Genomic DNA, 15,680 nt, shown 5'->3' on the forward strand with positions numbered 1-15,680 from the left:
TTCACTTACCCCCATATCTCAGACTGACTGTAATTGTAGTTAAAATAAAAATCAGTAATAGCGCTATAAATATATAGTCATTGCCGGTTAATTGAAGCTCTTTGTAGTTCATCCTCTTTTTTCCGATGCCAAACTGGTACACGTGGAGACCAATACTTATGTTCTTACCCAGATTAATTGCACGCATAACAAAGGGAAAAACAACTGAAGCATATTTCCTATACTTTTCTATCAGGCCACCCTGGTCAAGTTCGTACCCCCGGCTCCTTTGAGCGTTTAATATAGTTGTAATTTCACTGCTTAATAAAGGGATAGTTTGGAAAATGAGAGCTATCATAAAGGTTAAAGTATAAGGCAATCCCAGTTTTGATAAACCGCAGGCCAGTTCACTAAAATCCGTCGTCAGGATCACGGTATAAAACACACTTATAGTGATAAAGATGTACAAGGCGACAGTAATGGCCTTTAAAATATCATTTTTCTCTAGTTGCAGGATGCCCAGAGAGAATAAAACTTCACCTCCTTCAGGCTTTAAGGCACCAAATATCATCCAGGTAACAATCGCAATGCTCAGAAGCGGTAGGGCTTTGCGCATTAAAGATAATATTTCCGGTAAAATCTTTGCTGACAGCCAAGCTCCCAGCAAGCTTAGCACAACTAATACCATCACAGGTAATGTCCGAAATACTAATGCCACAATGGTTATAACTATGAACCATATTATTTTTACCCGGGGATCAAGATTATGAAAGTAAGATTCCTTTTCAACGTAGCTAGCTAACTGCATACCTTCTCCTCCCTCTCTGTAGCATTTGTTAAGCAAGAGTCAATGAATTCGTCGACGTTTAAAGTGGCCGGCGCCCCGGCTTCCAAGCCCAGCATAGTAATTTCAGGCAAAGGTATATTGATTTCTGCAAATATTTCCCTCTGACTAAATATCTCTCTAATTGTGCCACATGCTTTAACTCTTCCTTTATCTAGCAACAAAACTGTATCTACTAAATCAGCCAGGAAAGGTAAATCATGGGAAACAATTATTATGGTACGACCAGCGTTTTTCCATTCCTTGATTAACATTGCCAGCTTTTCTTTATCAAACCTGTCCATGCCATTGGTCGGTTCGTCTAAAACTAGAATTGCAGGGTTAACAGCTACAGCGGAGGCAATCATCAACCATCTTTTTTGGCCGGCTGATAAATTTACCGGTAATTCTTCGCGATACTCCAGCAAGCCGAATTCTGCCAGGAGCTTTTCCACCGTCTCCTTTTGTTCGGGACTTACTTGTCTATAAATAGCCCTAATGCCAAAAGTTGCTTCATCGTAGACTGTCTCTTCAAAGAGCATCTGGTCAGGATTCTGGAAAACAAAACCTATAATTTTAGCCATTGTGGCAATAGTTTCTTGATCAGGCCTTTTTCCATTAACCTCGATTGTTCCCCGGGTTGGTTTCAGCAAGCCATTAAGATGCTTTAATAACGTGCTTTTTCCCGAGCCGTTCTGGCCAATTAAACCGATAATGCGACCCCCTTGTAAATCAACATTTATGCCTTCAAGGGCCTTGAACCGGCCGTACATAAAGGAGAGCTCTCTTATAGAAATTAAAGACGGTGCCTTGGGACTCTCTTTAATAGCGTCGTTATAATTAACAGACCTTGTCCTTAATGTTGGATTCTTCCTTATGAGGTTCTTTTCCCATAGGTAGCGTTTAGCTTCTGCATAACTAATGAAAACAGGTAACCGGTATCCATTTTCAACTAGGGTATGGTATAACTCATTTACTTGAGTGGTAGTAATGCCGGAAGCAATAACTTTGTTTTTATCAGCAAAAAAATTATTGGCCTGGTTATCTAAAATTATCTCTCCTTGATTCATAACGATAACTCGATCAAGCAGGGGGGCCACCCATCCCACGTTGTTACCAATAACGATGATAGTACGGCCTTCACGTTTCAGCCGGGCAACGGCCTCCTGAATCAGAAGGACGCCCCCGGGATCCAGGGCCGAAACCGGTTCGTCTAAAACTAAAACCTTCGGTTCCATAGCCAGTATGGAGGCAAGACAGCATAACTGTTTCTGGCCACCAGATAGCTCGCCTGTAAATCTGTTTAAAAGATGTTCAATTTGGAGTTGCTTGGATACGCGTTCAATCCTCTTACCCATCTCTTCGCGGGGTAAACCGAGATTTTCCATGCCAAAGGCCAGCGTGTCTTCTACCCTAAAGCCGAAAAGCTGGGTTTCAGGATTTTGCATTACCATGCCTACTAATACGTTGCTTGCATCTTTAACCTGGAAAGCATTATTACCGGCTATTTTTAGTTCGCCTTCAATTATGCCGTTCCTATAAAAGTTTGGTATAATACCGCTTAATATATAACCGAAAACGGATTTACCTGAACCGCTGCGCCCAAATATGCCTACTACTTCACCCTCATTTATGGTCAGTGATATATTCTTGATCACCCGGGGAGAGCCGGGTCTAAATCTGTAAGACAAATTTTTCGCTTCCAGAATGGCCATGTTAATCCTCCTAAATGGTAACCCTACAGATATACTGCTTGCCTGGCAGGGAAAGCCCTGTCCAAACCTTCCCTGCCAGGAGTATTCAGGCCGAGATATTAGAGACATCGATCCTGGACAGGCGTTTGATAAACATCTTGACTATTATCGGTGTACCGATCATTAATGGAGGAACATCGCTTAAGCCCAGCCAGAATAATGCCCACCGAAAATCAAATATACCCAGGATAGATAAACTCAGGGAAACGGCTATTATCATGGCAATTCCGGAAAGACCGCACCACAAAACCGATTTCCATACCAGTGATTTGTCGGTAGCGATTTCCTCCAGTGTTCTACCTTTGCCGACCATAATTGCCGGTAACCAGCCCGTAAACCCTACCATGATCCCATCCACTAGCAGTGTGTGGGCGGGGATAAAGGCACCGCTAAGCAGCGACCAGACCAAGCTGCCAATATACCCGGAGGCGAAACCGGAAATAGGACCAAAAAAGATCCCTATTACCGCTGGTAGAAAAGCAAAAATACGCAAATGGATTACCCCGGGAACCAGGGTAATGGGGTTAACGTAGGCCCAGAGAACCCCGGTTAATACACCCCAAATTACCATGAAAACGAGACCTGCAGGAGTGATTTTGCTTTTTTTAGTCATGATTTACCCTCCTCGTTTTTTTATAAAAATAGGCCCTTTGTAGACTGTTTCACTACAAAGGGCCCCGTTACCCCTCAGTCAAACACCATTGCCATAATAAAGGCGCATTCCGCCCAGTCGACGCCTTCAGAAGGATATGATATAATGGTAAATACTACCCCATTTTCAGGGTACGTAAAAGGTGACTCATTAAATCTTGTTTTTCTTCATTTATTTGTGCTATCCTTTGTTCCAGCTCGAGGACATATTCTTTATTGATCCCTTTGATATTAATTGCCACATTTAGCAGCGCCCCTTCAAGGCCGGCAGCAGCCAGATGGGCAGCGACCCCGGCATCGCTTACGGCGCCGGGAACGCCTTTATCGATAACCACCGATATTTTTTTGAGTAACTGCAAGCATTTCTCAGCGGTACGTAAAGGTACGAACGCTGCTTTTAAAGTTTCCTGTTTAATAGCCTCCTTCCGTTTATTTGCTTCACAGGGATTTCTTCTGGGTAACCGGTAAGCATTTATTACTCCAGCAAAGGCAGCTGCGTCTTCATCCATTAAACCCAGCAGTTCGGCTTTTAACTCTTCAATCTCACCTCCAACTTTATGCATTTCGGCATGGCTTGCTTTATATTGTTCCTTTGCTAGCGTTAAATAGCATACCTTTAGAGCCAGGGCGGCGCTGAGGTAGCCGCACAGGGCGCTTAAGGTTCCCCCTCCGGGTACGGGTGCCGTTGATGAAAGCTGGGCAGCAAAATCGATAAGGCTTTTTCCGGCAAGCATAGGTATCTCCTAACTAAGATCAAATAAATTGTTCTCCAGTATCTGGTTACGCTTAAAACTCTTAAGCTGTAAGAAATACTCAGCCACCATAATTAAACTTTCCTGGGGAACGGTTCCCACAAGCTGGGTCTCCAGGACCGTTACTCCATAGCGGGCAGCCTCTCTTTTCACCAGCTCAAAAGTGCGGTAAAGAGGGGTCAATTCATAATCAAAAATATTCATCGATACCGCAACCAGGTCGCGCTCTTCATATTTGAGGCCCACAGCCCTGACAGTACTGAAGCCCCCGCTTGGCCCGCGGACCGCTTTAGCTATCCCCTGCGCTAAACTCAAGTCACTGGAATTGAGAACGATATTATAAGCTACCAGGGGCCTGGTACCGGCGCTGACAATGACCGCCCCGGCAGTTGGGTGCAGGGCAGCCGGCCCGATGTCCGGAGCCCTTTCCGGCAAATGGACAACTTTTTTTAACCCCTCGTATTGCCCCCGGCGGATAAAGTCCAGGCTTTTTCTTTCCGGAGTGCGGGCATTTTCCCCGCTCAAGTAAACTGGCAATTGAAAACGGGCGTAAATCTCCTTTCCTAGTTCTTCCGCCAGAAGCTTACATTCTTCTAAGGATATATTCTTCAGTGGAAATAAGGGGATAGTATCCTGGGCTCCTATCCGGGGGTGGGCGCCGCTTTGCTCTTCCATATTAATCAATTCTACCGCTTTGCCGGTCATATTAAGCAGGGCCCTTTTTAAAGGTTCCGGCTCTCCTATCGCTTCAATGACAGTGCGGTTAAAATCGGGATCGGGATAATAGTCGATGAGTTTTACCCCGGGAATGTCCTTAAACTGCCCTACGATCGCCTCAATTACTTCTTTCCTGCGACCTTCACTAAAATTAGGTACTGTGTGGATATATTTCTTCACTTAGCGGCCCTCCAACGCCTTAATCCTCGTCAGTTAAAATAGCCACAGCTCTGATAGGAGACCCGCTGCCATCCCTTATACGTAAAGGAAGCCCCATGAATATGAACCTGCGGTTTACTACTTTATCGAGGTTACAGAGGTTTTCTGTATTGGTCATGTTATATTTACCGCACACCCAGTGACCTGAAAAATCCAGATCGGCTGGATGATCAATAGACGGGGTATCAACACCGATATTGACTACCCCCTTTTGGGCCAACCACTCTGCCGCCTCATAGCTAAGACCCGTATATTCTGTCTGCCATTTATTGGTACCGTAATTACGATCATAATGACCAGTATACATTAGAAAAATATCTCCAGCCTGGATCTCCAGGCCTGCCTTAGCCAGAGCCAGCTCCAGATCTTCTACAGTGATATACCTTGAAGGTGGTACATGGCTTAAATCTACACAGATGGCGTCACCCCAAAAGTGGGTCAACGGCATTTTATCGATGGTCGGCCCCTCCGGATTGTATTCCCACACAGCATCGCAATGGGTAGGCCCGTGTTCGCTAATCAACAGGTTGCGGGCCGAAAAACCCAGTGTCTTACTCCCGGTCATCTTTTTATTTTCTTCGTGGGTCATATTTACCATAATAAAGGTACGCTGATGCATGGGAAAAACAGACATACCCTGGTATATTTCCTGGGAAAGATCAATCAGGGTCCAGCGTTTATTCCGGTTCATCTTTATAAAACCTCCTTAATCGCTGAAAGTACGCAGTAATTATTGGCATCCACTACCCCTTTATCGGTAAGCTTCCATTTGGGGCTGGTGGTGAGGGATAGAAAAGCCAGATGCATAAAAGGAGCATGTACCTTGCACCCGAGTTCTTCCGCGGCCAGGCGATGCAGCAACGCCGTCCTAGCTATTAGTTCATGAGCTGTTAGGGCATCAGTCATTAAACCTCCAATCTCCAGGGGAAGCTCTCCCAGGACCCTGCCGCCTTTTACTACGGCCACACCCCCCTGCATTTTAATAACGTGATTAACCGCCACGGCCATATCGTTATAGTTTGTACCTACAACTATGATGTTGTGGGCGTCATGGGCCACACTTTCGGCAAACGCTCCATTTTTAAGGCCAAACCCTTTCACAAAGCTCCTTCCTATATCCTTTTGTCCGTACCTCCCTACTACGGCAATAGGCAACAAATCTTCGTCTAAAGAAGGGAGAATATAGCCATTGTCTACTTTCATTTCAACTTCGATAGCGTGGGACAGATTTTGATCGGGTATAAGACCTATACAGCGTACTATGGCTTTGGTGCCCCTTGCAGGCAACATCAACTCTGCGGCTGAGACGTAGTCCCGTTTGACAGATTTTTTTACTGTTGCCGGGTAAGTATATGGCGGTATATCAATAAGCAACTCCCCATCTTTCGCTACAAGTTCACCTTTCAGGTAAACCGCCTCTACTTCCATATCTTCGAGTTCACCCGCGATAACTACCAAATCTGCCAGTTTCCCCGGTGCCAGGACACCAAGATGATTTAAGCCCAACCATGTGGCCGGATTAATAGTCGCCATTTGTATTGCTTCTACAGCACCTACACCCTGACGGATAGTACGGCGAATTATATCGTTCATATGGCCGCTTTTGACTATATCTTCCGCCAGCATGTCATCGGTAGCCAGGATCATACGACGCGAATCGAAACCTTCTTCAGTAAGAGCTTTAATACATTCAGCCATGTTGCGCTGGGTTGATCCCTCGCGCATTAATAGATAAACGCCGTAACGCAGTTTTTCTATGGCTTCAGCTTTGGTTGTGGTTTCGTGGCAGGATACATCCGTACCTCCGGCAATAATATGGGCTGCAAGTTCGGGGCCGAACAACTCCGGTGCGTTGCCGTCAACTCCTTTACCTATAGAGCGGGCATATATGGTAGAAGCCAGGGTATCTTTAATCACGTCAGGGTTGTGGGCAAAAACAAATTTAATTGCGCTGACCCCCTGGATCTCGCCGATGCCAGAAACAGATGGGTAAGACAACATTTCCGGTACTTCCCGTGAAGTTATATGATAACCCGGCGTTTCCAACCCCGGTGAGTCGGGTGTTAAAGCGGGGATGCGTAAGAATACGTGGTGAGGCATAAGGGCAGCTTCAGCGGCCATGGCCCTTACCCCTTCTGGTCCTAGGACGTTGCCTATCTCATGGGGATCGCATATCAGACAGGTAGTGCCTGTGGGCAAGGATATCCTGGTAAATTCGGTAATCGTGAGCATGGCACTCTCAAAATGCATATGGGCGTCAATAAAACCTGGTGTTACATACTTCCCGTTCAGATCAATAACCTCTGTTTCCGGTCCAATCAAGTTGTTACAATCACCAATCATTAAAATTATTTTCCCGTTGATAGCAATATCCGCCCTGTAGATTTCCCTGGTTAAGACATTAACTACGCGGGCGTTCTTTAAGACCTTAGTAGCGAACTTTTGCGGAGAAAGTAAAACTTCTATTGCCCGAAATCGCTCTTCTATAAGATTTTGCTCTTCCTGGCTTAAATTCATATTTCCACCTCCGTTAAGCCTTATATAGCAAGTTTCGTACCAGGCCAGGCAACATCTTATTAGCCGATCGATAGGGGTTGCCAATTAAAAACAAATAGGGGAAGAAATTTCCGCTATTTTTATAAATCAGGACTGTGAACCGGAAATTATATCCGCTTTTTTTCCTTTATCCTATACTTCTTCAGTTTATTCCTCAGGGTCCTATCTGTTATGCCTAAAAGGATTGCCGCTTCTTTTTTTCTACCACCGGTTTTCTTTAGAGTTGAGAGGATCAACTTTTTTTCTACCTGGTCCAGGGTTTCGCCAATAAAAACAGGTATGGCGTCGGGAATGTCCATGGGCAACGGATCAAATAAAGGCTGAAGATTTGAAGGTAAATTGTCTGTAGTAATTTCCCTGCCCGTTGCCAGAGCCACACCACGTTCAATAATATTTTCCAGTTCTCTTATATTGCCGGGAAAATTATAGTTTAGTAATAAACGGAGAGCTTCAGGAGTAATAGAATCCACCTGACGCCCCAGCAGTGCCGAATATTTAGCAATAAAATGCTTTACTAATAAGGGGATGTCCTCTTTGCGTTCCCGCAGGGGCGGTAGCTCAATATTAATTACATTCAGACGGTAATACAAATCTTCACGAAAGTTATTCTGCTTAATAGCCTCGGGCAAATTCCTGTTGGTTGCCGCCAAGATACGTACATCAACCGGATAGGTATTCTTGGAGCCCAGCGGTATCACGGTTTTATCTTGTAAAAAGCGTAAGACTTTGGCCTGGAGGACGAGGGACATCTCCCCAATTTCATCTAAAAAAATAGTACCACCATGGGCAGCCCATAGTTTACCCTCATAGCTGCGGTTGGCACCCGTAAAAGCTCCCTTCTGGTAACCGAAAAGCTCACTTTCTAATAAATTTTCCGGGATAGCAGCGCAATTTATAACCTCAAAAGGACCTTTTTGCCGCCGGCCGTAATAATGAATCGCCCGCGCCACCAGTTCTTTCCCGGTTCCACTCTCTCCTGTTATTAAAACGTTGCTATCAATATCCTTTACTTTTTCTATCAGAGTTAAAATCTTATTAATAGCCCTTGATTTGCCAATGATACCATAAGATTCATATTGCTTTTTTAGTTCTTGGTTCAAGATTTCCAACCTGGCCTGCAGGTGGTACAATTCCAAGCCCTTATTAACCAGGGCTTTGAGTTCCTCAATATCGACAGGTTTGGTCAGGTAATAAAAGGCACCTTCTTTAATAGCTTCTACAGAAGAACGGATACTACCATAAGCAGTTAAAACTATAACAACAGCGTGCGGATTAAACTGCCGAATCTTACGTAGTACCTGTAAACCATCAACTGGCCCGAGATATAAGTCAAGAATGGTGAGGGCAATCTCTTCCTTTTGCAAATAATAGAACCCTACTGCCGGGTCAGTGGCCGTAATTACTTCAAAATCATTCAGCAGGGCAAAGCTCAAAGAAGAACAAATGGCGGGGTCATCATCGATTATCAGAATTTTCTCCATGGCATACCTCCTGGTAGAAAGTGATCTTGAAACATGTCCCCCGACCCTTCTGGCTAAATACCCTTATATCGCCATGATTCTCTTTAACAAGTTGGTAGGTAATAAAAAGACCCAGACCCGTTCCTTTTTCTTTTGTGGAATAAAAAGGATCAAATATGTGTCCAAGGTGCTCTGAAGAAATGCCGCAACCATCATCCTCTACCTCAATCCACACCCCATCCTGGCCTTTACCTGCTGTAATTTTTACCTTGCCTTTTTCTTTAATGGCTTCAGTAGCGTTTAAAATGAGGTTGATTAATATTTGTTTTAGCTGTTGCTCATCAGCCCATATTCTCAGAGAAGTGTCGATTTGAACATCAAAATCGATTCCACTGTTAAACTGCCCTTGAAATAAAACCATAACTGAATTTACGATTTCATATAAATTACACCATTCGCGGACCGGTGCGCGGGGGCGGGCGTACTGTAATAATTCCCCGACAAGCTTATTAAGGCGCTCAATCTCCATGGGCACATATTTTAACATCTCAGCGCGAAAACGGGGGTTGTCATATTGAGCAGGAAGAGTGTCAACAAAAGTTTTAATGGCCATAATCGGATTTCTGATTTCGTGGGCTATATTAGCTAAAAGCATACCCAGAGATTCCATTTTATCTTTACGGGCCAAACTTTCACGCAAATGCTTTTCCAGGGTAATATCCCTTAAACTAATCACTACCCCGATGACTTTATTACTTTCACCGTATAAAGGAAAAATATTATAGCTCAGCAAAGATTGTTTGCCATTCTTAATTTCGATTTCGTGATCAACAAAAGCCTTACCAGTCGCCATTGTTTCATATACAATACCAAAATCAAAATAGCGAACCAGTTCTGTTTCCAAAGCGTATTTCCCTATTAAGTTATGTCTCTTTACACCCAAAATTTTACAGGCATAAGAATTGATTGAGGTAATTATTCCCATACGGTTTAATCCAATTACTCCTACATCTACGCTATCGATAATGTGACTGTTTAGATCTTCAGCTACCAGACCAAACCACTTTTCGCAGATCCGATCGTAAACCCCATTTTCTTTTATCGCTCGTAATCCTTTATTAAAAATTTCTACTAGTTGCTTCCTGCCACGACTGACAGCTATAGCATAAGCCTGTGGCGAAATTGGCTGGCCAACCAGCCTGATTTTATCTATGTGTCCCATCTTTTGGGCTAGGTAAGTTCCTGTAAGCCTGTTGCCGATAAAGGCATCGACTTTTCGTTTAATTAATTCGTTTAATGCTTCGCCTTGATCAGCAGTAAAGATATAGTGCAGAAAAGTTTTAGCGCTGCCAAGATGATGGTTGATCAAGTCATAAGATATGTCATCTTTTTGAACGGCTACCTTTAAACCCTTGAGATCATTCAAAGTTAAAATATCATACCGGTCCCTTAGAACAAAAACAGAATGGGAAACTACCAGGTATGCTTCGGTGAAATCAAAGATATCCTTACGCCTTGCACTTAAAGCCATACCCTGTATAGCATCAAAAATACCCTCCTGAACGGCTCGTATAGCTTCTGACCAGGGCATGGCTCTGAAATAGATTTCCACCCCCACCTCTTTGCCAATGGCTTTTAAAATATCCACGTTAAATCCCTTGAAGGCCCCATGATCGTTTAAAAACTCAAAAGGAGGGTAGCGACAATCACCGCAAACCCGGAGAATAAGTTTAGTAAACATAAGAAAGTCCCACCTTTTTGAGTGCCTGTTTAGTTATAGATGCTATTTTCCATATCGAAAAAAGTGCTACCAGCCAAATGAAAAATCTGCCCGATAGCACCTTTGCTTTCTCACCCGGGGAAATGATATAACGAAAAAAGTTACCTGCCTTTTAACAAACAGGTAACTTCATCGTCCTGTAAGCCTCTTTGCTTACCTAAACTATCACTATTTTAAACTATTATATTTGTATGCTTCTATAATGTCAATATTGAGTGCTTTTCACCAAGGCCAGGTGTTCTTCCGGCAAGCCTTGGCTGTGACCGGTGATCCTCATCATGGCTGAAGCCGGTACGTGGTAGTAGCGTAAGAGCAACACCCGGTCAAACAACCGCAGGTAGTTGTCCACCGCCTCGGGGGTGTGGTAGATCCGCCGGGCAATCTCCTGGGTGGTTAGTCCTTCCAGGGCCATCTCCACTATACCGGTAGGTCGGGAACCATAACCCCCCCTGACCTGGAGGGCGGGTGATAATATCTTATCTCTTACCCTGCCGGCTGCCGCCGCTCCAGCCAGCAGGGTAGGGATAGATTAAGGCAGTGTTGACCGTGGTCCTTCTTGCCAGGGAAAGGGAGATGAGGGGTTATAGAAGGTAGAAAACCTTGTGAAATAGCCCTGGAGCAAATTATTGGCTGCCACCATTTTCTTGCTTTCCGTCGGGATAATCCTCTATAAGAGGATTATAGAAAATATCTACAACATTAACACAAAAACCCTCTATTACCCCGGAACGGACAATTCCTTCTTTCTCAATTTCCTGGTCCAGTTTAAATTTGCCTTCCACCAGGGAAAAAACCTGAATGGATTTATCCTGGGGATCTATAATCCAGTACTCCTTGACGCCATGTTTTCCGTAAACCTTGTATTTCTGGCGCAGGTCATAATAGGCTGTCGTGGGGGAAAGGATTTCCACCACCAGGTCCGGGGCGCCCTCGATCTTTTCAGGTTTAATAATATCCATCCGGTCGCGGGCAATGAAAATAATGTCCGGCTGGTAGGTTTCAGTTTCCTCGAGATAAACATCCATAGGCGCATGTAAAACTATACCTAAATTCTTTGCGGTTACATAAGCGACCATTTTAAATTCGAGCTTCATAGAAATAATCTGGTGGTAAGAAGTCGGCGATGGTGTCAATACCAGTTCCCCCCCGATGAGCTGGTAAGGAGCTCCCTCCGGTAGCCGGCAGTAATCGTCGTAGGTATAAACCTTATCTTTGCTAACTGCTATTTCCTTTAGGGCCAGGCTCACTATTGCCACCTCCCGCCTTTTTGCCTGAAGATATTTTACCGCTTCGCTTGGTGACCAATAACCCCTTTTACCATTACTATAATTCCACTTCTAACACGCGGTTGAAATAGGCAGGCATATACTGCCGGACACGGGCATAATCGGGCATGGTTTCGTAATCAAATTTCATCAGGACCGTTACTTTTGTTCCCTGCTGAAATTTACCGCTTTTCCGCAGGATGTTTTTAATGCTCTGGTCCAGCTCAACCAGGGTGCGACCCCTGGCCTCAAAACCAGCATCACCGGCTATCCATTCCCTCCCGTTGTGGATGAGCCTGACTTCTATATCTGCCCGCATTATCCTTAAGCTCCTTTGCCGTGAAGAACACAAAATATGACCGTAACAATAAATGATCTAGCGTTCCTGCCAGGATGTCCGGGCCAGGGTCAATTCCAGTTCCTTTTCCGGGCAGGTGAGGCGGTGGAGATACTGCCTGATGCCCTTCCCGGCTTTTACTTCCTGGCACTGGCTGAGGATATGATCGCCGTAACGGGCGTCTTTTTTATATACAACCTCAATGGTGGACGGAAAGGCCTGCCGGTGAACCTCCATGGGCACGCTCTCCAACAGCCAGTGGATATACCTCTTGTTATTGGCATGGTGGTTGATATCTATGTCTGCTGCGCCCACAGTAAATGCTGCCATCATAGTTGGGGTTTCCAGGCCAGGTAGCTCGCCAAATCCTTCCGGAATGGCCGCCTCAGGATAAAGCCCGTAAGGTTCGCTTATCGCAGACGGTATCCGCAGGGGCTTTTTGCTGGCGATATCCAGGAAGATCCACACGGACGCGGCCCGGCCCAGGAGGTTACCCCCGGCATCATGGATGTAAAAATTGCGGTAAGCGAAACAGCGCTGGAAGCGTTCCACCCAGGTGGTGACGGTTATCTTTTCCCGCCAGCGGGGGTAGCGGTTCATCTGTAGATGGTAGCGGTAGACGACCCAGCCCCGTTCGGCGGCGTTTAATCTGGCAATGGTGTTGCCTACCGTTTCTGAATGCCAGGTGGCCGTTTCTTCCAGGTAACCCAGGATGGTGACCGGTGAGGCTTCTAACATAAAATTGGTTTCGTAATAGTGGACTTCATAGGACCTCTGGTATGTACTGACCAGCAAATTTATCACCAGCGTCTATTTGAGATTACCAGTTTATTGTATCATAACAAAGACCTGCGGGCCAGCGCCAGCTATTATCGTTTGGGCCCGTTTCTTGATCAGCTCCGGAAACAGCTAGGATAGCCGACTTCCTCATTGACCGGGGCATTGCCAGCTTCCAGCTACTTCAGCCGGGAAGTAATTATACCCAGCCTGGTTTCATTTTGTTGAACTGCCGCCACCTTCCGACATTTTTTTGAAGGAAAATATGCTAAACTGCTATCGTTATGGTAAAATCGAGGCCAATTGGTTAAAATGATAATTTTTGTAAAAGGGGTTTCTTAATATGCTGCGCGTTGGTATTATTTCCTGCCGTGATCACTGGAAAAGGGGCTGCCCCGGCTACCAGGCCCATATCCTCTGTTTCCTGGCCGTGGAGAAAAAAAAGGGACCTCTGGGGGAGCTTCCGGAAGCTAAAATCGTTGCCATACAGCCCTGCCCCGGTTGTCCGGGCACCGGCCGCCTGGAAGTGGCCCGCCGCATGGTTCGTCAAGAGAAAGTCGACTATTTCGTTTTTCCTTCCTGCATGTTTTTTGGCAACCGTTGCCCCACGGCCTTGGCCGGGGCAATGGCCATTGAGGATGAACTGGGCCGACCGGTGCTTATGGGGAGCTACATTGATGCAGCGACAGCCTACCACTGCTCCACCGTAATTCTAAAGCCAGATGACATCCCCAGCCTTACCGAATGCCGGCAGCGCCTCCTCAACCTCAATTATTTGCATTATTTGTATGAAAAACAGGCCGCTACTACCAGGAATACTCTGCCAATCCTGACCCTGCTCAAGGCAATTTAGCTATCACTTTTTTAATGCTCTTTTCCGCTTTTAGACGAGGAATAAGGATTAAACGACCGCATCCCAGGCAGCGTAGGCGAAAATCCATACCTACTCGTAAAATCTCCCATTGGTCGCTACCGCAGGGATGTTTCTTTCTGGTCTGGACGATATCGCCAACCTGCAAGTCCATCCAGATGTTCTCCTCCCATTTCTTGCTCGTCCCTTGCTGCCCCCAGCTCGGTGAGGGCCGCGCCGGCAGCTGCGCGGACTTCCCAGGTTGCATCGGCCAGGCAACTCTTAAGCAAATCCGTGGCATCCCGGCACTTTAGCCTTCCCAGGGCGCGGGCGGCGGCGGCCCGTACCTCGCCCACCGGATCGGCCAGTGCCTTCTTTAAACTCCCCGCGCCCTGGCTGCAGCCGGTTTCCCCAAGGGCCATGGCCGCTGCTCTGCGCACGGCAGCGCTCTCATCCTTAAGGCAGTGCTCCAGGGCCGGTAAGACCCGCTCATCCTTAAAGCAGCCCAGGATATTTATCACCCGTATGGAAACGTCTTCCGGCCCCCGTTCCAGGAGATCCAGCAAAGGCGGGATACTGTCTGTTCCTAAAGCCAGCAACACCTCGGCCACCCGCGCCGGTGGCCAGCGCCGGGGTTCCGCCAGAGCTGTAAGCAACGGTTCCAGGCAACGCCGGTCACGTAAACGGATAAGGGCTGCCGTTGCTGCCATCTGGACGCCTTCGTCCCGGTCTCCCAGGGCCGCGAGGAGGGAGCCAAGGGCACGTTTAACTCCCATCTCGCCCAGGATGGTAGCCGCCCTAGCTTTCTCACCGGCTTTTCCCTGTTCCAGGTCCCGCAGCCAGGCCTCAATAAAACCTTCTTCCTCCGCCAGAGCCGCCAGCTGCTCACGGGTAGCTTCCTCCAGACGCGGCCAGAGGCCGGCAAGGAGCCCGGCCAGGGCCCGGGCGTCCAGCCGGCACAACTCCCGTCGTAAACCTTTAGCTATTTTGCCCCGGCAACCTGCCAGGGCTGCTGACAGGCGCTCTTCATCCCGGTAACGCCGGCGCTGCCAGAGCAAAGTCACCACTCCCCTAGAGGGTAATTACCTTTTCCGCAGCCATAAGGTGTTCAATGATGGTATACATATTGGTAACGCTACCGGCACACAATTTTTCTTTCAGGTGGTAATAGTCCAGGCAGGTGCCGCAGGCCAGGATTTCCACTCCCTTTTGCTCCAGAGCCAGCAGGCTGTCCAGCACCGGTGAACCCTGGCAGCAGAGCTGGACACCACTGTTGATAAAGAGAACCCGCCGGGGCAGCACTTCCATTTCACTCAAGCTGTAAAAGAAGCTGCGCATGAGGATGCTCCCCAGCTCTTCCGAACCGCGGCCCAGGCTGGCCGAGGTTACCAGCAATACCTGGCCCGGATTAACGCTTAACTGGGTAGCCGGTATGCTTTCCTTGCGAATATGGATATAGTATTCACTTCCCTGTTCCCTGACGCTGGTAGCGCACTCCAGGCTCCGCGCCAGTTTTAAAACATTGTCCCGGGCGACCTCATTATCGACAATGGTAACCAGCTCTCCATCCGGCCCCAAACTTTCCAGGGCCTTTTTGGTCTGGATAACCGGTTGCGGGCAGGCCAGCCCGCGGGCATCTACTATTTTTTCCACCATCCATGCCCCCTTTAAAAGAAAAGCACCTGGCGCCCATCCACTCTCAAGGTACCAGGGCCTTTTATATATCTTTTCTTCACGAGATTTTACTTTTCCTGCTTAAA

At 46.8% G+C, this 15,680-nt stretch carries 17 protein-coding genes; 1 reads left to right on the forward strand and 16 read right to left on the reverse strand.

Annotation, left to right across the window (positions count from 1 at the left end):
- Position 1: 1 nt before the first annotated feature.
- The 13 genes from FLZ89_RS05765 to FLZ89_RS05825 all read right to left on the reverse strand — a co-directional run bounded on the left by FLZ89_RS05765 (position 2) and on the right by FLZ89_RS05825 (position 13,097).
- Positions 2–787, reverse strand: a complete 786-nt coding sequence (locus FLZ89_RS05765) for an energy-coupling factor transporter transmembrane component T family protein (protein WP_141304614.1) — start codon at positions 785–787, stop codon at positions 2–4.
- Positions 778–2,517, reverse strand: a complete 1,740-nt coding sequence (locus FLZ89_RS05770; protein ID WP_172613464.1) for an ABC transporter ATP-binding protein — start codon at positions 2,515–2,517, stop codon at positions 778–780. Before FLZ89_RS05770 ends, FLZ89_RS05765 begins: the two co-directional genes overlap by 10 nt.
- 85 nt (positions 2,518–2,602) lie before the next feature.
- Positions 2,603–3,169, reverse strand: coding sequence for an aminotriazole resistance protein (locus FLZ89_RS05775; protein ID WP_141304616.1), 567 nt, complete (start codon positions 3,167–3,169; stop codon positions 2,603–2,605).
- Positions 3,170–3,323: 154 nt separating this feature from the next.
- Entirely contained in the window at positions 3,324–3,941 is a 618-nt protein-coding gene (locus FLZ89_RS05780) for a cyclodeaminase/cyclohydrolase family protein (RefSeq protein ID WP_141304617.1), read from the reverse strand.
- A gap of 9 nt (positions 3,942–3,950) precedes the next feature.
- Complete coding sequence (gene ftcD / locus FLZ89_RS05785; RefSeq protein WP_141304618.1) at positions 3,951–4,856, reverse strand: glutamate formimidoyltransferase; 906 nt, start codon at positions 4,854–4,856, stop codon at positions 3,951–3,953.
- A gap of 19 nt (positions 4,857–4,875) precedes the next feature.
- Positions 4,876–5,586, reverse strand: a complete 711-nt coding sequence (locus FLZ89_RS05790) for a cyclase family protein (protein WP_141304619.1) — start codon at positions 5,584–5,586, stop codon at positions 4,876–4,878.
- 2 nt (positions 5,587–5,588) lie between these two features.
- A complete protein-coding gene (locus FLZ89_RS05795; protein ID WP_141304620.1) occupies positions 5,589–7,412 on the reverse strand; it encodes an adenine deaminase in 1,824 nt (607 codons plus the stop codon).
- Positions 7,413–7,558: 146 nt separating this feature from the next.
- Positions 7,559–8,932 carry a sigma-54-dependent transcriptional regulator gene (locus tag FLZ89_RS05800; protein ID WP_141304621.1) on the reverse strand — a complete coding sequence of 458 codons (1,374 nt, stop codon included), beginning with the start codon at positions 8,930–8,932 and terminating at the stop codon, positions 7,559–7,561.
- Positions 8,907–10,652 (reverse strand): transporter substrate-binding domain-containing protein, encoded by a 1,746-nt coding sequence (locus FLZ89_RS05805; protein ID WP_141304622.1) that lies wholly within the window; start codon positions 10,650–10,652, stop codon positions 8,907–8,909. Before FLZ89_RS05805 ends, FLZ89_RS05800 begins: the two co-directional genes overlap by 26 nt.
- Positions 10,653–10,896: 244 nt before the next feature.
- Positions 10,897–11,109 carry a DUF1670 domain-containing protein gene (locus tag FLZ89_RS05810; RefSeq protein WP_141304623.1) on the reverse strand — a complete coding sequence of 71 codons (213 nt, stop codon included), beginning with the start codon at positions 11,107–11,109 and terminating at the stop codon, positions 10,897–10,899.
- 205 nt (positions 11,110–11,314) lie between these two features.
- Positions 11,315–11,938 (reverse strand): Uma2 family endonuclease, encoded by a 624-nt coding sequence (locus FLZ89_RS05815; protein ID WP_141263704.1) that lies wholly within the window; start codon positions 11,936–11,938, stop codon positions 11,315–11,317.
- A gap of 76 nt (positions 11,939–12,014) precedes the next feature.
- Positions 12,015–12,275: a DUF5395 family protein gene (locus FLZ89_RS05820; RefSeq protein WP_141263703.1), complete on the reverse strand. Its 261-nt coding sequence runs from the start codon at positions 12,273–12,275 to the stop codon at positions 12,015–12,017.
- 57 nt (positions 12,276–12,332) lie between these two features.
- The gene (locus FLZ89_RS05825; RefSeq protein ID WP_172613465.1) at positions 12,333–13,097 is read right to left on the reverse strand and encodes an acyl-[acyl-carrier-protein] thioesterase; all 765 of its coding nucleotides are present in this window, start codon (positions 13,095–13,097) and stop codon (positions 12,333–12,335) included.
- Positions 13,098–13,413: 316 nt separating this feature from the next.
- Between FLZ89_RS05825 and FLZ89_RS05830 the strand changes: the two genes are divergently transcribed.
- Positions 13,414–13,923, forward strand: a complete 510-nt coding sequence (locus FLZ89_RS05830; RefSeq protein ID WP_141263701.1) for a CGGC domain-containing protein — start codon at positions 13,414–13,416, stop codon at positions 13,921–13,923.
- On the opposite strand, the gene FLZ89_RS05835 is transcribed toward FLZ89_RS05830, so the two are convergent.
- Genes FLZ89_RS05835 through yedF form a run of 3 tightly spaced genes read right to left on the reverse strand, consistent with a single transcriptional unit; the run spans position 13,910 to position 15,573 of the window.
- Positions 13,910–14,095 (reverse strand): DUF951 domain-containing protein, encoded by a 186-nt coding sequence (locus tag FLZ89_RS05835; protein WP_141263700.1) that lies wholly within the window; start codon positions 14,093–14,095, stop codon positions 13,910–13,912. The two genes, FLZ89_RS05830 and FLZ89_RS05835, sit on opposite strands and share 14 nt — an antisense overlap.
- Positions 14,040–14,987 (reverse strand): HEAT repeat domain-containing protein, encoded by a 948-nt coding sequence (locus FLZ89_RS05840; protein WP_172613466.1) that lies wholly within the window; start codon positions 14,985–14,987, stop codon positions 14,040–14,042. Before FLZ89_RS05840 ends, FLZ89_RS05835 begins: the two co-directional genes overlap by 56 nt.
- A gap of 4 nt (positions 14,988–14,991) precedes the next feature.
- Positions 14,992–15,573, reverse strand: coding sequence for a sulfurtransferase-like selenium metabolism protein YedF (gene yedF, locus FLZ89_RS05845; RefSeq protein ID WP_141304624.1), 582 nt, complete (start codon positions 15,571–15,573; stop codon positions 14,992–14,994).
- Positions 15,574–15,680 lie beyond the last annotated feature (107 nt).

It is taken from the genome of Moorella sp. E306M (assembly GCF_006538385.1).
Taxonomy (GTDB): domain Bacteria; phylum Bacillota; class DSM-521; order Neomoorellales; family Neomoorellaceae; genus Neomoorella.